An 18,675-nucleotide genomic window follows, 5' to 3' on the forward strand; every position below is an offset into this window, starting at 1 on the left:
TAGATGATAGAAAGGAATCGTTGAACATGCCAATTATCGAACAAAAAATATGGATCAACGCTCCGATTGAAATTTGCTTTGACAGCGCCAGGAACGTTGGCATTCACACGAAAACCCTTCAAACAACAAAAGAAAAGGCGATTGCAGGAGTAACCAATGGATTGATGGGAGAAGGAGACACTGTCACATGGGAAGCTGTTCATTTCGGTATCCGCCAAAGGCTTACTGCAAAAATCACCAGAATGGAAAAACCTCATTATTTTACGGATATGATGGTCAAAGGTGCTTTTTCTTCCTTCACACATCACCATTTATTCAATCAGCATGCCGGGGGCACCATGATAACCGATATCTTTGAATATAAGTCGCCGTTTGGTTTACTCGGCGTGCTTGCAGATAAGCTGTTTTTAGAAAAATACATGAGAAGGCTGCTATTCGATCGGGCAATTTCTCTGAAAAAGATTGCAGAAAACGATGATGAAAAATAGCTAAAAAGCCTTTTCCTAAGAAAAAGCTTTTTGGCTATGCGCCTGGTGGAACACCCGCATCGTCAAAGCGGCGTTCCAGATTGACGAATTTGTTGTATTCTTTGACGAAAGCGAGAGATACAGTTCCTACAGGGCCGTTACGCTGTTTTGCAATAATAATCTCTATGATGTTTTTATTCTCTGTTTCTTTATCATAGTAATCATCACGATATAAAAACGCTACGATGTCGGCATCCTGTTCAATACTTCCTGATTCCCTGATGTCAGACATCATGGGGCGCTTGTCCTGCCGCTGCTCGACTCCACGGGAAAGCTGGGATAACGCAATGACCGGTACCTCGAGTTCTCTTGCCAATGATTTAAGTGCACGTGAGATCTCAGACACCTCTTGCTGGCGATTATCCTTCGACCTCCCGCTCCCTTGAATGAGCTGAAGATAGTCGATCAGTATCATGCCAAGGCCGTTTTCCTGCTTTAGCCGTCTGCACTTGGCCCGGATTTCACTGACTCGAATTCCAGGTGTATCGTCAATATAAATTCCGCTGTTGGAAAGGCTCCCCATCGCCATCGTAAGCTTGCCCCAATCCTCTTCGGTTAAATTACCTGTTCGTAAATTCTGCGCATTAATATTCCCTTCTGCGCAAAGCATACGCATAACAAGCTGTTCAGCACCCATCTCAAGACTGAAGATCGCGACACTTTCATCTGTCTTTGTCGCCACGTTTTGGGCGATGTTCAACGCAAAAGCCGTTTTCCCGACAGAAGGACGCGCTGCGACGATAATGAGATCATTCCGCTGAAAGCCCGCTGTCATCCTGTCAAGCTCAAAAAATCCAGTAGGAATACCAGTAATATCGCCTTTTCGGTTATGCAGCTGTTCGATGTTATCATAGGTTTTGACTAGGACATCTTTTATATTTTGGAAGGCGCTCGTATTTTTTCTTTGGGCCACTTCCATAATCGTTTTCTCTGCGTCATTGAGCAGATCCTCGACTTCATCTTCTCTCGTATATCCATCCTGTGCAATCGTTGTGGCGGTACGGATTAATCGCCTGAGGATCGATTTTTCCTCCACAATTTTTGCATAATATTCGATGTTAGCAGCAGTTGGCACAGAATTTGCTATATCTGTTAAATAAGAAATTCCGCCAACTTCCTCAAGCAATTCGGTGTTGGCCAGTTCTGACGTTACCGTTACAAGATCGACCGGCTCTCCCCGATCTCCGAGAAGCAGCATAGCATTATATATTTTCTGATGAGACATTCGATAAAAATCTTCAGGTATGAGTACTTCAGACGCGAGTGTTAAAGCGGATGGCTCTAAAAAGATCGCCCCAAGCACCGCTTGCTCTGCCTCTATATTTTGCGGAGGCAGCCGGTCCGCTATCAGTTCGTTCATGCAAGGCACCATCCTCTCTAAAAACATGTCAGCTTATATTTTACCATGTGAAATGAAAAAAAATAGACCTAAGAGAAACCCAGATTTTTCTTTATTGGCAATCAAGCTTTACTCACAGTGATTCAATGTTTATTTAAAAAATTAATTTTATGCTTGTCTTGTGTTCAATTCTAATAATCGTTTTCTTCGAATATATTATTATACTGAAAAACTTTTTACAACGTGCTAAATCCATATACGTTTTAACAACATTTCAGCATTAGAATACACTTAAAAAGAGACTAAAACTTTCCCGCTTGCAACTTTACTTAAGAAGCGGGAGCAATAAACGATGCGATGGGTGGTCAGCAAATGGATCATCTTCTTAAAGGATTATTAGGTTCATGGATTCAAGCGATCGGAACAGTTCTTTCTGCTATCGGGAGTACACCGCTGCAAGGAGTCGATGAGGAATTTTTGAATAACCTTAACCTTGGGGAAATGTTCTTCAGGCAACCGGGAATGCCCTGATGGCAGACGCTCAAGAAACGATTTCATTAGATAAAATTGGAAATGAAATTCAGGCAATTGGAAATACCACAGTCATTGCTGGAATGGTGATTGAATTTGATGAAGACACAAAGCAGGTATTAATCATTAAAGGAAATTTTCTTCAAGCCTTAGGCGGGGGAGTATCCCTTTCAGATGAATTGGATGGCAGAAAAACACTTGATAAAGTATTCGGTATTACCGGAAACATTTTGCAAATCATAGGTAATTCATTACAAGCATGGGGAGGCATTTACGAGCTTAAAGAAGAAGATGAACAGTCATTAGAAGTGAACGGCAGCTGGATTCAAGCTGTGGGAGCAGTGCTTTCAGCAATAGGTCAAACAAAAGAAGATAGCAAAGAAATATCAAAAACTTAAAGGCTTTTCCTTTTTTCACTGTTCGAATTCTGATTGGTATTATTTGTATTTACGGAGTGAATAATACTACTTACAAAAGTACTAAGGAGAAGCTGAAATGAACTTAATACTTGTTGTCATTGTAATCCTTAGTACCTTGGTGAAAGGAGATTGGAGAAACTGGGAGAAATACTATCCGACAATGCTGTACACAGCTTTAGCGACGTTTCTTTATGAATTTATCTCGCATAGCCATTATCATTTATGGGAGCTTAGAAAAGATTCAATGTTTAATCTTATGAATGTTCATTTTGTTCACAATCTAATTATCAATCCTTTGATCACTTTGGTGTATTTATCGAATTTCCCAAGTAAACGCAGACAGTAAATCATATACATCTTAAAATGGATCCTTATTTTTTTATTGATCGAATGGATTGGTAATCAGTATGGTATGTTAATTTATCACAATGGCTGGCATTTCGGGTGGTCCGCTTTATTTGTTGTTATTATGTTTCCTATGGTACGGCTTCATCATGTACATAAGCTTTGGGCTCTTCTCCTTTCTGTTCTTTTTGCCTTGTTTTACTTAATATGGTTTGATTACATATAGCGACAACATAATAAAAGCCAGCATTTCTGCTGGCTTCTTTACTAAACCTAATTTTCTTCAGCTACATGAACCTTAAGAGTGGCTTGGACTTCATGATGAAGCTTTACTGGCACATTTGTGTATCCTAATGAACGGATCGCATCGTTTAATTCGATTTTCCGTTTATCCAGTTTGATCCCGCTTGCCTTTTTGAGCTGATCAGCAATTTGTTTGCTCGTAATTGATCCAAACAATTTTCCGCCTTCTCCGGATTTTGCGGAAAGCTCAACTGTCAAGTTTTCAAGTGTATTCTTTAATTGCTTGGCATTCTCCAGCTCTTGCGCCGCTTCTTTTTTCTCTTTATTTTTTTGGCCTTCCAGCGCATTGATATTTGATGTATTGGCTTCAACTGCGTAGCCATTTTTTATTAAAAAGTTTTGTGCATATCCATCTGCCACATTTTTAATGTCGCCTTTTTTTCCTTTTCCTTTTACGTCTTTCAAGAAAATCACTTTCATCTTTCAATGCCTCCCTCAAAGTACTCATCGATTGACTCTTTTAACTTATCTAAAGCTTCCCCTATCGTTATTCCAGGAAGCTGGGTGGCTGCATTTGTCAAATGGCCGCCGCCCTGAAGAGCTTCCATAATAATTTGAACATTGATATTTCCCAGTGACCGTGCACTGATGCATACCGTATTGTCGTCCCGTTTTGCTACGGCAAAGGATGCCTCTACGCCATTCATCGAAAGCAGAGAATCAGCTGCCTGCGCAATAATCACCTGATCAAAATAGTCTAACGTATCTTCAGGCAAAGATGCAATTGCTAAGCTTTCCTTATATAACGATGTATGCTGGATAAGCTTCGCGCGTTTAATATAATGGTCAACGTCCTCTTTTAACATCTTTTGCACCAGCACTGTATCTGCCCCTTTTGATTTCAAATAGGAGGCGGCGTCAAAGGTACGAGAGCCAGTTCTTAATGAAAAGCTTTTCGTATCTACGATAATTCCTGCCAACAATACTGTTGCTTCGATCATGCTGATTTTGAGCCGCTTCGGCTGATATTCCAAAAGCTCTGTCACTAGCTCTGCCGTTGAAGAGGCATAAGGTTCCATATAGACAAGCAACGGGTCTTTAATGAACTCCTCGCCTCTTCTATGGTGATCGATGACAACTACTTTATCTAATCTGCTGAGCAGCCTTTCCTCCAATACCAAGGAAGGTCTATGAGTATCGACCACAACTAACAACGTTTCATTCGTTGAAATATCCATCGCCTTTTCCGGGGAAATAAAATGGGACCACAGGTCTTCATATTGTTTAATTTCATTTATGAGACGAGACACACTGGTGCCGATCTCGTCAACATCAATGACAATGTATCCTTCTTTTCCATTCGCCTGTGCAACTTTTACAATACCGATTGCTGCGCCAATGGAATCCATATCCGGAAATGTATGCCCCATCACGATCACTTGTTCACTTTCTGTAACAATTTCCTTTAACGCATGGGAAATGACGCGTGCACGAACCCTCGTCCTTTTTTCCATAGGATTGGTTTTGCCGCCATAAAACTTTGCTTTGCCATTCGGCAGTTTGATTGCTACTTGATCTCCGCCTCTTCCAAGAGCCAGATCAAGACTGGATTGAGCTAAATCGCCTAATTCGCTGAGTGATGAGACGGAAGCGCCTACACCGATACTTAACGTTAAAGAAATATTGTGATGGGTTGTTTTTTCCCGTATTTCATCTAAGATTGAAAACTTGGAATGTTCTAGTTCAGAAAGAATGTTTTCATTCAATACACCTAAAAATCGTTCTGACGAAATACGTTTAATAAATATGCCGTAGCGCTGAGCCCAATTGTTTAGAAGCGACGTCACTTCACTATTAATGGTACTGCGGGTTTGATCATCCAACCCCTGTGTTATATCGTCATAATTGTCTAAGAAAATATAGGAAATAACTGTCCTTTCGTCTTCATACTGCTTTTCAATCTCTACTTGCTCTGTTACATCAAAAAAGTAAATCAGCCGTTCATCTCTTTTAATCATGATTTCATATAAACGGTCATTTATTGAGATGGTTTCCGCTTCAACCTCTTGATTAATTATCGAAATAAGATGTTCTGAGGTATCTGAAAGAGATCGTCCAACCAATGAATCCTCCTGAAAACAGGATGCCAAATACGGATTAGCCCATTCTATGTAATGATTATCGTTATAAAGCATGATCCCGATCGGCATCTCCATTAACGCTTCTTCGCCAACCTTTTTTAAGCGGTATGACAAAGTGCTAATATATTCTTCCAGTTCCGTACGAACCTTATAATCCGCACGCAGAAGAAAATATAGAATAGCTCCAAGGATCAAAATGCCAAACAATCCAATCAGCCAATTATAAAAGAAAAGGAACAAGACCGCGATGATTGTTAAAGCAATCAGGGCATAAATTGGATAACGAAATAATGGTTTCTTATAAAAGCTTGGCATTTTTTATCAACTCCTCACCTTCGTGAGCCCTCTTTCCTGACTACATTTTTTTTAATTTTTCTCTCATAGTAAAGCCTATGTCAGCAATGCCTACAATTTTCACAACATACATAATAAAAGGATTAGCAAAACATAAAATAACCGCAATTATCGGCACAGCCTTTGGAATGTTTTTCATATAACAGTAGAAAAACACAAAAGATAAGCCTTGGATCATTAAAAGTGTGCCAAGGATGATTTCTGCATTGATTTGAACTGAATATAAAAAGTCTCCCCGTTCTAAAGGAAAGAAATAAAGAAAAATCGCTACTAAATAGTACCAAATGATACTTTTAGGAAGCTTCCATTCCCTAAAGGGTTTTAAAGGAGGTGTACCTGATGCAAATCGCTTTAAAAAAGGCTTTGCAATAAAATGGGTAATAAATGAACTGACAACAGCTGACCCAGCAAACACAGTCGGCAGTAAATATGGCAACAGCTGCATCTGTTCTTTCATGACCTTGATTTGTGCTTCTGCTTGCTCTTGATTGCCCACAGCTCCCATAAGGCTTTGAGATGCTTTAAAGGCCTCATTCATCGTTTCGTTATAAAAAGAAATAGGGTCGAATTGAAAAAATAAGATTCCTGCTGCATAGGAAATGACAATACTTATAACGTATGCAATTGCACCGGAAGCAATTGCATAGGCCGTTTCTTTTCTTTTGTAGTAAAATCCCATCGTTACGCCTGCAATAATAAACGGTATCACTATAAGCGACTGCAATTGACCGACGATCAGCAGAACAGGCAAGCTGGCAACAGCCATCCATATCCCCTGCTTCACCCCATGTCTGATCGTATGTATGATGGAAGGGAGTGGAATGGCAAATATTAAGATCATACTTATGACAGGAAGATAAATTGAAGCCAGTGTCAAAACAGCCAAAAGAGCAATCATTATAGCTCCTTCAACTAACGCATTCGTTTTTCTCAGGGAAAACACCTCTCGTCAGACTTGCGATTCGATCTAAAAGCATGAAACAACGAATGTATACATAGTTTCTATTTTAGCACATCACGAAATTGGAAGTAAAACTAGGAAGAGGTTTATTACTTACCAGAAAACTGGTATGTTTCACGTGGAACACCTTTTTTGTTGATATCAGGTGTATCTCCATGTAAGCTAAAGAGAAGAAGTTTGATTTTTAATACAAGTTCCACCATAAAGGAGGAAGCTTATGTCTTTAAAATCTATGCTAAAAAAAGCTCTAAGTGATCCCAAAGTGCAGAAATCCATAAAAGAAAAAGTGATCCCTACGCTGAAAAAAGAATATGAAAAACGTAAAGGGAAGAAATAAAATACACTCTGAGATATCGACAATAAATCAACCTAACTTTTCAATATATAGTGATATAACAATTAATCGTTATACATGTCCCTCTTCCCAAATATAAAAGCAGCCAGGAACCCTGTCCCGGCTGCTTTTATTATACAGCTTACTCTCCAGTTACGTATGGAAGTAAAGCCATTTGACGTGCGCGTTTGATCGCTGCTGTCAATTTACGTTGGTATTTCGCATTTGTACCAGTTACACGGCGAGGTAAGATTTTACCACGCTCTGACACAAACTTTCTAAGAAGATCTACATCTTTATAGTCGATATGCGTAATTCCGTTTGAAGTGAAATAACACACTTTACGGCGTTTCGCACGACCACCTCTGCGTCCTCCTGCCATGTCATTCCCCTCCTTTCTTCAGTTCTTTTTTAGAACGGCAAATCGTCATCTGAAATATCTATCGGCTTTCCGTCATTGGCGAATGGGTCATCGTTAAAGTTCGAATTACCCTGCCTGCGGTTTTGCTGATTTTGCTGATTAAATTGATTTGAATCGTTCTGGTCTCCGCCGAAGTATTGTCCCTGGCTGCCGCCACTGTTGTATCCACCAGAACCGCTGTTTTTCGGTTCAAGAAATTGAACACTTTCAGCATTCACTTCTGTAACAAATACACGCTGTCCCTGCTGATTTTCATAATTTCTAGTCTGGAGACGGCCGTCAACACCAGCAAGATTTCCCTTTTTAAGAAAATTTGCAACGTTTTCAGCTTGTCTTCTCCAGGTCACGCAATTGATAAAATCGGCTTCTCGTTCCCCCTGCTGATTTGTAAACGCACGGTTTACAGCAAGAGTAAAGGTAGCAACAGCTGCTCCGCTTGGCGTGTAGCGCAACTCTGGGTCTTTTGTCAGTCTTCCGACTAATACAACTCGGTTAAGCATAAGAAAGAGACCACCTTTTTGCTTTATTCAAGCATATATTTCAATTATTCTTCTTCTTTAACAACAATATGGCGAATGATGTCATCACTGATCTTAGCTAAGCGATCAAATTCTTGAACGGCTGCAGCATCAGCTTGAACGTTAACGATTTGGTAAAAACCCTCGCGGAAATCATTGATTTCATATGCAAGACGGCGTTTTCCCCAATCTTTTGTTCCAGTGATCTCCGCCCCGTTAGTAGTCAAAACTGTAGAAAAACGCTCAATAACTGCTTTTTTTGACTCATCATCAACGTTTGGACGGATAATGTACATAACTTCGTACTTTTTCATCTGTTAGCACCTCCTTTTGGACTAAACGGCCCACAAATGGGCAAGGAGCAATAATTCTATTACTCACAAGTTTACATTATAACAAGATTGCCGTCTATTATCAAGACTCTTATACATTGAAACGGAAATGAATGACATCGCCGTCTTTTACGATGTAGTCTTTTCCTTCAAGCCGCACCTTGCCTGCTTCTTTCGCTAAACTATGGCTTCCTGCTTGAAGAAGGTCATCATACGATACCGTTTCCGCGCGAATAAATCCTCTCTCAAAATCAGTATGAATGATTCCGGCACATTCTGGAGCCTTCATGCCTTTAATAAATGTCCATGCCCTTACTTCCTGTTCTCCGGCAGTGAAATAAGTAGCCAGGCCAAGAAGAGAATAGGATGCTTTTATAAGCTGGTCTAGTCCGGATTCTTCAATTTCCAGCTCTTCCAGGAACATTTCTTTTTCTTCCCCTTCAAGCTCAGCGATTTCCGATTCTATTTTTGCACAGACAACAATAACCTCCGCGCCTTCAGCAGTAGCATATTCCCTTACTTTTTGCACATATTCATTTCCTGAAGGATCTGCAACCTCGTCTTCGCTGACGTTTGCTACGTACAATACTGGCTTAGACGTTAGTAAGTGCAAATGTTTCACAATCTTCTGTTGATCTTCGGTGAACTCAACAGAACGTGCGGGCTTGTCTGATTCAAAAGTCTCTTTCAGCTTCGTTAAGACTTCGAATTCAGCTACTGCTTCTTTATCTTTCTGCTTTGCCATTTTGCTGACACGTCCAATTCTTTTTTCCACGCTTTCAAGATCAGCAAGAATCAGCTCAAGATTAATCGTTTCAATGTCTGAGATTGGATCAACCTTTCCGGATACGTGAGTGATATTCTCATCTTGAAAGCAGCGAACGACATGGCAAATCGCGTCAACCTGCCGGATATGAGACAGAAACTTGTTACCAAGTCCCTCACCTTTTGAAGCACCTTTCACTATTCCTGCAATATCCGTGAATTCAAAAGCGGTTGGCACCGTTTTTTTCGGTTTAACAAGCTCTGTAAGCTTGTTTAAGCGGGTATCGGGTACTTCAACAATCCCAACGTTCGGATCAATCGTACAAAACGGGTAATTAGCCGACTCCGCTCCTGCCTGGGTTATTGCATTAAACAACGTCGATTTGCCTACGTTCGGCAAGCCAACAATTCCAGCTGTTAAAGCCATTTCTTCATCTCCTCTATCGTAAAGCATGCGCATGTTTTTGACATTCGAACCTTCACCAATTATAAGGAAGTTGCCGAGAAAAACGCAAGCTTATTAGACACGGAGGATACTGCATTGACAGTCTACTGTACTTCAATAACCGATTGCAAAACTGGAAAACCAAGTTTTTATGAACAAACTATCCTTTTTTAGCCTTGCACTATCTATCAACTGATAATGGTTCGAAGGCGTCATTTAAGTCGTTCGTTCGATTAATCTTTCGTCCTGCAACTGTTCTAAAAATTCATTATGCACTGAGCTTTTCCCGTAAAAATAAATTTCCACCTTTTTTCAATTGAAAAAGCATGAGAACCGGCTATTAATCAGAAACAGGCTCTTCATGCTTTACTAAAATTTTCTTCATTTTTCTTGAGAATTCCCTTCTAGGAATCATCACACTGTGTCCGCATCCTTCACACTTAATGCGAATGTCCATGCCCATTCGGATGATTTTCCAACGGTTCGTTCCGCAGGGATGAGGTTTTTTCATTTCAACCACATCGTTAAGGTCGAAGTCTTTATCCGCCATCCATTTCACCCTTTCTTTAGTTGTTCCTTTCCACTATTGTACATAATGTTATATTGAAAGGGCAATATCAAGATCAAATCAAAATAAACGAAACTATTATTTTTTTAAAATAATGATTCGTTCCAGAAGAAGGGAATCCCAATTTATCCGGTGCTTTATATTTACGTAAAATATTTTCTATGGCATCAATGGCTGTTTGTAATGCTTCTTCTTTGGTTTTGAAAAATCTTGGTTCTAAGTCAAGCTCTATTAATTCGTCACTCCCAGAATGAAATTCATGAAATTCTTTTAAAAAGTTAGATGGGAGATCGGGCCAATTTAATTCATCCTGCTCAATTTTGAATGAGAAGAATGCTTGTTCCTCACCTGCAATTTCAATTTCAGCAGCAGTTACTCATCGATAACGGAATCTTTATTTCTCCACTTTATAAACGAGACTGCCCGTATCATGTTTGTAAAATTTGTCATTTTATTTAGTTTATAGAGGGGTACCGTCAGGAAAATGCGGTTTCCTGACGGGTACCCCTTGTTGCGTTAATTATCGCGTGGAGCGCGAGGAGATACGGCATTCCCGGAAAAAGATAAGATCTGAAGCAGCACCCAGCGTTCGCCCTGCGCTGCTCGATCAGATCTTATCTTATCTTTACCGCCTGCGCCGGGAAGCATCCAGCCATTCCGGCGTCCAAGCAGGATCTTGATCGTCCATTCTTCTCCCGGGAGGAACGATCCCATCGATGGCGTCCAGCAGATCGGGGCTAAGCGTCAAATCCGCTCCAGCTAAATATTGTCTCAATTGTTCCGGTGTGCGCGGTCCCACAATGATCGAAGTGACAACCGGATGGCTCTGGGCAAACGCTAGAGCCATATGCGCCAGCGTCATCCCCGCCTGATCGGCAACTTGCTTCAGCTCTTCGATGACCGCGAATTTTTGCGCATTTTCCGGCAATTCCGGATCGAGCATGCGAGCGGCAGGCCCCTTTAAAAGCGCCGCCCGCGACCCGCTGTCGGCCGCCCGACTGAACGCATACTTGCCCGTCAGCAGCCCGCCGGCCAGCGGGCTGTAAGTCAACAAAGCGAGATCGTGGCGCCGAGCGACTTCGGCAATATCCATCTCGATGCTTCGGTTAAGAATTGAGTACGGAGATTGCTCGCTGACAAACCGCTGCAAGTGGCGACGCTCGCTCGCCGCCTGCGCCTCTGCCAGCTGCCAGGCTTGATGATTGGAAGTGCCGATATGATGTATCTTGCCTTCTTGCACCAGATCGCTCAGCACGCCCAGAATTTCTTCGAAAGCAACGTCCCCGACTGGGCGATGCAGCTGATAAAGATCGATATAATCCGTTTGCAGCCGCTGCAAGCTTTGTTCGACCGCTTGCCGAACCCAGCGGCGGGAAGCGCCTTGATTTCGCTCGCCATTCGGCTCCGCCCAGAATTTCGTTGCCAGAGTAACCTCGTCCCGTCTGCCCTTGATCGCCTCGCCGATGATTCTCTCCGATTCTCCGTCCCCATAACGGTTGGAAGTATCGATCAGATTGATGCCGGCGTCCAGCGCCTTGTGAATGATTCGGATCCCCTCTTCTTTGCTGGCAAGCGATCCAAAAACGCCCCCCCAAGGGCATATTGACTCACCCTAACGCCCGTGCGCGCTAAATCTCGATATTGCATGAATATCCATCTCCTTTTTAATGAACACGTGTTGATATGCTTTATGTTATCCATTATAATTAGGCCAATCGTTCGGAACAATCAACAATGCAGGTGAACTGTTCAATAAAGAACACAAAAGAAATATTGTCCATTACGTTTGGCTATCGAAAGGAGTAAGGATGATGGAGAGAAGTACGGATCTGCGGGCGGTTCGGAGCCGCAAGCTCATCGAGCAGGCGCTGACAGACATCCTGAGCAATCAGGGGACCAAGGAGTTAACCGTTAAAAATCTGTCGCAAAAAGCCGGCATTAACCGCGGCACCTTTTATTTGCATTACAAAGATATTTTCGACCTGATCGAGCAAACGGAGTGGATGCGGGGCTTGCTGGAAATATTCGAGCCCATTCGGCTGAGCGATCTGATGAAGCATTCGGATGAGAAATCGCCATTCCCGGCTATTGCTGATGCCTTTCGATATTTGCACCGTCATGCTTCTTTTTTCAAGGCCGTCTTTCATCCCTCCGCCCCTGTCGAATTGAGAGAGCGGCTGCAGTATCTGGTCGGAACCCGTTTGTACGAAAGTCTGAAGCAGGAACAGCCCGGTTCGAGTTGGTCCGTTCAGCCCGCCGGTTATATCATCGCTTATCTGGGCTCCGGGCAGTTCGGGTTGATCCAGCATTGGTTCATGACCGGTCGAACGCTTCCCTCTGACGAAATTGCCTTGATGCTGACTCGGTTTATCCGTAATTCTCCCTGTCTTTCCCATCATTTTAGCGGAAACTGACAATACGTAAAGGACCGGGCAACCCCCGCCCGGTCCTTTATCTTTTACGCTAGACACACACGGACACTTATTCCCTAATAGACAAAAAGATTACTTATTTTCTAATATCAAATCACTCTCAAAACCATGCCTCGTTATCTCCACCTATACTCTACTATCAGCACAAAGACAAATAAAGCATAAAAAAAGACGAAAATGGATATAATGTAAACAACCATTCATACTCAAAAACACTCCAAAGCAATACTGTTAGTACTAAGACAAGGAAGTGAAACTATGATTCGTAAAGGCGGACTTTTCTCTTCAGAACAACCAAAAACGTATGTTTCTCATGAAGAAGCTCTTGCTTCCAAAAAAATCCATCGTATTCTATCTTCTTTTTTGGAAAATGTACAAAAGAATAGATCCATCGTTGTTCTCTGCATTGGCACAGATCGGTCTACCGGCGATTCATTCGGCCCGCTTGTCGGTACTCAGCTGTATTCTATGCGTCTTCGTCATTTTTCTGTTTACGGAACACTTTCAGATCCTGTCCATGCCGTAAACATGCAGGAAAAAATAGAAGAAATCCACCTTTCTCATAATGATCCTTTTATTATTGCAGTGGATGCTTGTCTCGGCCGTGTAAAAAATGTAGGATCCTATCAACTCGGAAAAGGACCTTTAAAGCCAGGCGCAGGCGTTCAAAAAGAATTACCAGAGGTTGGGGATGTTCATATTAATGGCATCGTAAATGTGAGCGGTTTTATGGAGTATTTTGTTCTGCAAAATACGAGGCTTCACCTTGTCGTCAGTATGGCAGATATCCTTGCCGAAAGCATTTATCAATTAGAGAGATCGGCATTTAAACAAGAAAGATTCATTCCTTTCCAAAATATATCGTTCCAGCAATATGTCGACCCCAAAAAACAGTAAAGAAAAAACCATCACAATTGGATGGTTACTCACGACTTATTCTCTTGCAGCAATTCCAATATTCGCTCCAGATCTTCATTCGAAAAGAATTCGATTTCTATTTTGCCTTTTTTCTTTTGCTTTTTAATCGTTACAGGCGTTCCAAAGTATTCTTGAAGATATGATTCTCGTTCTTTCATTGCAGGCTCTTTAGGCGGAATTTTTTTCTTTGTTTCACGTGAAACATTTGAATTTAACTGTTGAATTAACTGTTCTACCTGTCTAACATTCAATTCCTCAGATAATATTTTTTTAATCAAAGGCTTCAATTTATTTTTGTTTTTCAATCCAAGGATCGTTCTTCCGTGGCCCATAGAAAGAGTTCCGTCTGCAATGAGCTCTTGAACATCTTCTGGAAGTGTCAGCAATCTTAAGTGATTAGCTATATGCGGTCTGCTTTTTCCAAGCTTTTTGGCCAGCTGTTCTTGGGTAACTTGTAAATGGCTGAGTAATGCTTCATAGGCTTTGGCTTCTTCAAGAGGTGATAGATCCTCCCGTTGAAGATTTTCAAGCAAAGCAATTTCCATCATTAATGATTCAGATACTTCCCTGACAATCGCAGGAATCGTAGATAGACCTGCTAAGCTTGCAGCGCGAAATCGACGCTCGCCGGCAATAATCTCAAATCCTTTAATCGTTTTTCTGACGATAATTGGCTGAATGATTCCGTGCTGCATGATAGATTCTTTTAAATCATGCAATGCCTCTTCTTCAAAAATTTTTCGAGGCTGATAAGGATTAGGACGTAAATCCTTAAGCTTTAGCTCTTCTACGTTTTCTTCAGACAAATCGACATTTGTAAACAGCGCATTAATTCCTTTTCCAAGACCTTTAGCCATTCGCAGCCACTTCCTTCGCTAAGTCTAGGTAAACCTCCGCTCCTCTTGAACGAGGATCATACAAAATTATGGGCTGTCCATGACTTGGTGCTTCGCTAAGCCGGACATTGCGAGGAATAATAGTTGAATAAACCTTTTCCCGAAAGTATTTTTTTACTTCTTCTATTACTTGTATACCCAAATTTGTTCTTGCATCAAGCATAGTAAGCAGAACACCTTCAATCATTAACTCTGTGTTTAAATGCTTTTGCACAAGCCGGACGGTATTTAACAGCTGGCTGAGCCCTTCAAGTGCATAGAACTCGCATTGAACAGGGATAACAACTGAATCTGAAGCAGTTAAAGCATTGATTGTCAACAGGCCAAGGGATGGAGGACAATCGATAATCATATAATCATAGTTTTGTTTCACATTTTCCAATGCCCTTTTCAAGCGAACCTCTCGAGAAATGGTTGGGACTAATTCGATTTCTGCTCCGGCAAGCTGAATCGTCGCAGGAATGACATCCAGATTTTCTACGGATGTCGGGCGAATCACATCTATGACATTTGTATCGTCTACTAGAATATCGTATATGCAATGATCTACATCAGCTTTTTCCACTCCGATGCCGCTTGTTGCATTTCCTTGGGGATCAATGTCTACGAGTAGAACTTTTTTTCCTATGTATGCTAAGCAAGCCCCAAGGTTGACTGAAGTTGTTGTTTTTCCAACTCCCCCTTTTTGGTTTGTCACAGCAATAATTTTTCCCAAGATGTCACCTACTTTCACATATGAGCAAGTTTCTTTCATTTCTCTATTTTATCAAAAAAAAAGATGAAAAAGTTTTATTTTTTCATTTATTGTTCGACTCGTTTAGAGAAATTTCTGTGATTTAAGCGATTTTTGCCATTCGACCATTTGAAATTGTATCTTTTTATTTTCAATTTTTCCGCACCAAATTTGTCCCTTCCTCTTTTTCAGTTTTTTTCGATTGCGTTTTTTTACTAATTACCTTTATATCCCTTTTACTGTTTTTTAGTTATTGTTATTCTTATATAATTTCTTCTGAAGACAGAGCACCAGAGGATGAGATGATATCAGTATCGATATTACTGGCCAAAAAAACAGCATTGATTCAGCGGGAACCAATTCGCTTATGATTCGTAAACGTATTATAGCTTCTATCATAAACCGATCATTTCGGCAAAAAAGAGGATGAAAGAATTTTTTCCGTTATTATCCTATTTTCGCACTTGTTTTCATCGCCATTTTGTTTTTGTTTTAGAATAAAGTTACTTTGCAAATAATTGGAGAGGATTTCTATGAGAGACAGGAAACATGTTGAAAGAAAAAATAGTATGATATCAACGATTTCAATCATTATTCCATTTGCATTAATATTGTTAATAGTTAACTTTTTCACTGGATTCATACCTTTAAAAATTCAAGGGCTGCCAATGATTATGCCATTTTACTTTTGTCCAATAGGAGCACTTCTTGGATTTATATTGTATCGAAAATACAAAGATAAGCCATCTTTAGTGGGAATTGTATGTAATATCGTATTGTATTTCTTCCCAATACTCTTTAATATCATCGCCGTTTCTCTTTATGGAGTATAAATCACTGATACTTTGTCAAAAAAAATAAAATTAAGAGTATACAAAGATGGGTCTTAGGTTGAAATCATAAATTGATAAAAAAACAGCTCATCTCTTTTCTCAGAATTGATTGAAAATTTAAAAATAAATATACCAACCAAAATTAGGATATTATATAATGATTTTACAAGGAATTTTTTTCTTATCTGTGCTCCTATTAAGGTGAAGGAAGGTCGCTAATATGCTGAATGCAATGTTTCTTATTCTCATTGTTTTCCCTATCACATCTGCACTTCTTGGAGTTATCGGTTTTTTGATTGCGAAAAAAATTTGGATCGCACCCCTTCTTGTTCTGATTTTAACCATTCTTTTTCTGTATGTGATGGCAAATGGGGATAGCAGCTTTTTTATATGGATCGGCATCTTTCCTTTAATATCTTTAATAACAAGTACAGCAACTTGGTATACTGTGAAAAGTTAAAAAGTACGTGTAGATACATATAATGCTTAGTCTGATCCAACACAGTTATCTTAGTAATCTTACATCTCTTTTGAATTCTTGATATTCACGTTTCGAATATTCACCTTGAAGATGAAAAATATGTACTTCTAATTGCTCTATTTTAGATGAAAGATAAGGATGGATTTCAGTTGTGTTTGCTTTTTCATAAAGGCAATTCAAATAAAAAATCAATAGGGAAGCGATAAAATCCTCGTTTGTTTCTACTATCGCATCTATCATTTGTGAAATATATTCAAATGCTTCCGCACTGTTTTTACGATTAATCAGTTTATCAAATGAGTGGGCGAGATAAAATTCATTTTTATTGGTTTTTTCAATCCAATTGTCTAAAATACTCTCAATCTCTTTGTGTATACACATGCCACCTCTAATCTTCAGTAATTAAAAAGAAAAGCTCTCCATATCAGCTGGAGAGCTTTACTTCTTCGGAATTCGAATCGTTAACTGGATATACTCTTCGAATTCTTCTTCTTCCGTATTTAATTTTACTCCGCTGTCTTCAACCATAGATAACGACTGCCGAATTGTATTCATGGCAATACGCGTGTCTCTGCTAAATGCTTTTCTTCTTGGCTTTGGCTTCCGCTTGTCCTGTTCAAGCATCTTCACGACACGGTCCTCGGTTTGCTTGACATTCAGATTTTTTTCGACCATTTCTTCCAAAAGCTTTAGCTGCAGCTCAGGAGCTTTTAATGGAATAAGAGCACGTGCATGGCGCTCGGTTATTTTCTTTTGAAGAATTGCTTGCTGGACTTCTTCCGGAAGCTTTAAGAGCCTCAGCTTATTAGCAACAGTCGACTGTCCTTTTCCCAGCCGCTGGGCAAGTGCTTCCTGCGTCAAATCATGAAGTTCCAAAAGCTTAGCATACGCATGTGCTTCTTCAATTGATGATAATTCCTCACGCTGCAAATTTTCTATTAGCGCAACGGAAGCTGTCTCTGTATCGCTAAAATTCTTAACAATGGCGGAAATTTTATCCCAGCCAAGTGATTTCACAGCCCGCCAGCGTCTTTCACCAGCGATAATCTCGTAGGTTGACTGGTCTTCTGTCTTACGAACGACAATCGGCTGGATAATGCCATGGGTATGAATAGTTGTAGCCAGTTCGTTTATCTTTTCGTCCGAAAAAATGGTGCGGGGCTGAAAACGATTCGGAACAATGGCATCGACTTCTATTTCTTGTATTTCTTCTTTATTTGTTTCTTCTGCAAACAACTCCGCTTCCTCTTCTTCTTTCTCACCAATTCCAAAGAGACGAGAGAATGAATGCTTCATGAACCAACGCCACCTTTCGAAACTCCCATTTACTAATTCTATTTTCTCATGTTTTTTCCTTCCGTAAAGTCTTGAATTTTGCAGAATAAACGGATTTCAAGGCGAAAAGGAGAACTAGCTTTCAATCGGTAATTTCCCGGGCAATCCAGGCTTTCTAGGATATTTTTTCGGTGTTTCCTTTACTTTACTAATGACAATAATCGTCCGTTCGCTTTCTTCAATCGGAAGACGGAAGGAGTGAGTGTCTTGTTGTTTCCCTCCAAGGAGCGAGATTGCTTTTTTGCTGACAGCGAGCTCCTCTTTAGCCGAAGCGGCTTTTAAAGCCATAAATATTCCGCCTTTTTTGGTGAGTGGCAAACAAAGCTCACTAAGGACAGAAAGACGGGCAACCGCACGTGCGGTAACCAAATCGTAGCTTTCACGGTGGTTTTTGTTTTGGCCAAACGTTTCGGCGCGATCATGATAAAAAGCAGTATGAGTGAGCCCGAGGGCCGAAGAAAGCTCTTCTAAAAAAGTAATTCGTTTTTTTAACGAATCGACAATGCTTACCTCGAGATGAGGAAAGCAGATTTTAAGCGGAATGCTTGGAAACCCGGCTCCAGCGCCCACATCACATACGCTTTTAACCTTATTAAAGTCAAAATAAAAGGCTGCGGTGATCGAATCGAAAAAATGTTTAAGGTATACGTCTTCTTTGTCAGTGATGCTTGTCAGGTTCATCTTTTCATTCCATTCAACAAGCAAGCTGTAATAATCGTCAAACTGTTCCAGCTGACGGGGAGAAAGAGAAATCCCCTTCTCTTCGAGGCTGGAGGAAAACTGATCGATTTTCATGCGGACATC

The 18,675-nt window shown here is 40.6% G+C and carries 21 protein-coding genes and 1 pseudogene; 7 read left to right on the forward strand and 15 right to left on the reverse strand.

Annotated elements, in window-relative coordinates; translation table 11 throughout:
- The first annotated feature begins 26 nt into the window (after positions 1–26).
- Positions 27–488 carry an SRPBCC family protein gene (locus AM592_RS17655; RefSeq protein WP_053605016.1) on the forward strand — a complete coding sequence of 154 codons (462 nt, stop codon included), beginning with the start codon at positions 27–29 and terminating at the stop codon, positions 486–488.
- 34 nt (positions 489–522) lie between these two features.
- On the opposite strand, the gene dnaB is transcribed toward AM592_RS17655, so the two are convergent.
- On the reverse strand, positions 523–1,887 hold the full coding sequence (gene dnaB / locus AM592_RS17660) for a replicative DNA helicase (RefSeq protein WP_053605017.1): 1,365 nt from the start codon (positions 1,885–1,887) through the stop codon (positions 523–525).
- 351 nt (positions 1,888–2,238) lie between these two features.
- Between dnaB and AM592_RS17665 the strand changes: the two are divergent.
- Together AM592_RS17665 and AM592_RS24785 are read left to right on the forward strand one after the other, a co-directional pair.
- A pseudogene (locus AM592_RS17665) lies at positions 2,239–2,795 on the forward strand (DUF6944 family repetitive protein).
- A 97-nt stretch (positions 2,796–2,892) separates the two neighbouring features.
- Entirely contained in the window at positions 2,893–3,162 is a 270-nt protein-coding gene (locus AM592_RS24785) for a hypothetical protein (protein WP_225970267.1), read from the forward strand.
- A 272-nt stretch (positions 3,163–3,434) separates the two neighbouring features.
- Here AM592_RS24785 and rplI read toward each other — a convergent pair whose 3' ends face one another.
- The 9 genes from rplI to AM592_RS17715 all read right to left on the reverse strand — a co-directional run bounded on the left by rplI (position 3,435) and on the right by AM592_RS17715 (position 11,846).
- Entirely contained in the window at positions 3,435–3,884 is a 450-nt protein-coding gene (rplI, locus tag AM592_RS17675) for a 50S ribosomal protein L9 (RefSeq protein ID WP_053605018.1), read from the reverse strand.
- On the reverse strand, positions 3,881–5,860 hold the full coding sequence (locus AM592_RS17680) for a DHH family phosphoesterase (protein ID WP_053605019.1): 1,980 nt from the start codon (positions 5,858–5,860) through the stop codon (positions 3,881–3,883). The genes rplI and AM592_RS17680 overlap by 4 nt, the downstream gene beginning before the upstream one ends.
- 40 nt (positions 5,861–5,900) lie before the next feature.
- Entirely contained in the window at positions 5,901–6,797 is an 897-nt protein-coding gene (locus AM592_RS17685; protein WP_053605020.1) for a YybS family protein, read from the reverse strand.
- A gap of 539 nt (positions 6,798–7,336) precedes the next feature.
- Positions 7,337–7,576, reverse strand: a complete 240-nt coding sequence (gene rpsR, locus AM592_RS17690) for a 30S ribosomal protein S18 (RefSeq protein WP_010332656.1) — start codon at positions 7,574–7,576, stop codon at positions 7,337–7,339.
- Positions 7,577–7,605: 29 nt separating this feature from the next.
- Complete coding sequence (gene ssbA, locus AM592_RS17695; RefSeq protein ID WP_053605021.1) at positions 7,606–8,115, reverse strand: single-stranded DNA-binding protein SsbA; 510 nt, start codon at positions 8,113–8,115, stop codon at positions 7,606–7,608.
- A 44-nt stretch (positions 8,116–8,159) separates the two neighbouring features.
- The gene (gene rpsF / locus AM592_RS17700; protein ID WP_053605022.1) at positions 8,160–8,447 is read right to left on the reverse strand and encodes a 30S ribosomal protein S6; all 288 of its coding nucleotides are present in this window, start codon (positions 8,445–8,447) and stop codon (positions 8,160–8,162) included.
- 109 nt (positions 8,448–8,556) lie between these two features.
- On the reverse strand, positions 8,557–9,657 hold the full coding sequence (gene ychF, locus AM592_RS17705; protein WP_053605023.1) for a redox-regulated ATPase YchF: 1,101 nt from the start codon (positions 9,655–9,657) through the stop codon (positions 8,557–8,559).
- A gap of 358 nt (positions 9,658–10,015) precedes the next feature.
- Positions 10,016–10,225: a DUF951 domain-containing protein gene (locus AM592_RS17710; protein ID WP_053605024.1), complete on the reverse strand. Its 210-nt coding sequence runs from the start codon at positions 10,223–10,225 to the stop codon at positions 10,016–10,018.
- 643 nt (positions 10,226–10,868) lie between these two features.
- Positions 10,869–11,846 (reverse strand): aldo/keto reductase, encoded by a 978-nt coding sequence (locus AM592_RS17715; protein ID WP_225970406.1) that lies wholly within the window; start codon positions 11,844–11,846, stop codon positions 10,869–10,871.
- A 205-nt stretch (positions 11,847–12,051) separates the two neighbouring features.
- Here AM592_RS17715 and AM592_RS17720 point away from each other — a divergent pair, with 205 nt between their 5' ends.
- Both AM592_RS17720 and yyaC read left to right on the forward strand, forming a co-directional pair.
- Positions 12,052–12,657 (forward strand): TetR/AcrR family transcriptional regulator, encoded by a 606-nt coding sequence (locus tag AM592_RS17720; RefSeq protein WP_225970268.1) that lies wholly within the window; start codon positions 12,052–12,054, stop codon positions 12,655–12,657.
- 276 nt (positions 12,658–12,933) lie between these two features.
- Entirely contained in the window at positions 12,934–13,572 is a 639-nt protein-coding gene (yyaC, locus tag AM592_RS17725; RefSeq protein WP_053605026.1) for a spore protease YyaC, read from the forward strand.
- Positions 13,573–13,601: 29 nt separating this feature from the next.
- On the opposite strand, the gene AM592_RS17730 is transcribed toward yyaC, so the two are convergent.
- Both AM592_RS17730 and AM592_RS17735 read right to left on the reverse strand, forming a co-directional pair.
- A complete protein-coding gene (locus AM592_RS17730) occupies positions 13,602–14,450 on the reverse strand; it encodes a ParB/RepB/Spo0J family partition protein (protein WP_053605027.1) in 849 nt (282 codons plus the stop codon).
- On the reverse strand, positions 14,443–15,204 hold the full coding sequence (locus AM592_RS17735) for a ParA family protein (RefSeq protein ID WP_053605028.1): 762 nt from the start codon (positions 15,202–15,204) through the stop codon (positions 14,443–14,445). Before AM592_RS17735 ends, AM592_RS17730 begins: the two co-directional genes overlap by 8 nt.
- A 551-nt stretch (positions 15,205–15,755) precedes the next feature.
- On the opposite strand from AM592_RS17735, the gene AM592_RS17740 reads away from it, so the two are divergent.
- Together AM592_RS17740 and AM592_RS17745 are read left to right on the forward strand one after the other, a co-directional pair.
- The gene (locus AM592_RS17740) at positions 15,756–16,055 is read left to right on the forward strand and encodes a hypothetical protein (RefSeq protein WP_053605029.1); all 300 of its coding nucleotides are present in this window, start codon (positions 15,756–15,758) and stop codon (positions 16,053–16,055) included.
- 220 nt (positions 16,056–16,275) lie between these two features.
- Positions 16,276–16,515 carry a DUF2651 family protein gene (locus tag AM592_RS17745; RefSeq protein WP_053605030.1) on the forward strand — a complete coding sequence of 80 codons (240 nt, stop codon included), beginning with the start codon at positions 16,276–16,278 and terminating at the stop codon, positions 16,513–16,515.
- A 45-nt stretch (positions 16,516–16,560) separates the two neighbouring features.
- Here AM592_RS17745 and AM592_RS17750 read toward each other — a convergent pair whose 3' ends face one another.
- The 3 genes from AM592_RS17750 to rsmG form a co-directional block, all read right to left on the reverse strand.
- The gene (locus AM592_RS17750; protein WP_053605031.1) at positions 16,561–16,917 is read right to left on the reverse strand and encodes a hypothetical protein; all 357 of its coding nucleotides are present in this window, start codon (positions 16,915–16,917) and stop codon (positions 16,561–16,563) included.
- A gap of 57 nt (positions 16,918–16,974) precedes the next feature.
- Positions 16,975–17,832, reverse strand: coding sequence for a nucleoid occlusion protein (gene noc, locus AM592_RS17755; protein ID WP_053605032.1), 858 nt, complete (start codon positions 17,830–17,832; stop codon positions 16,975–16,977).
- A gap of 114 nt (positions 17,833–17,946) precedes the next feature.
- A complete protein-coding gene (gene rsmG, locus AM592_RS17760) occupies positions 17,947–18,666 on the reverse strand; it encodes a 16S rRNA (guanine(527)-N(7))-methyltransferase RsmG (RefSeq protein WP_053605033.1) in 720 nt (239 codons plus the stop codon).
- Between the last annotated feature and the right edge of the window lie 9 nt (positions 18,667–18,675).

The sequence above is a fragment of the Bacillus gobiensis genome (assembly GCF_001278705.1).
Classification (GTDB): domain Bacteria; phylum Bacillota; class Bacilli; order Bacillales; family Bacillaceae; genus Bacillus; species Bacillus gobiensis.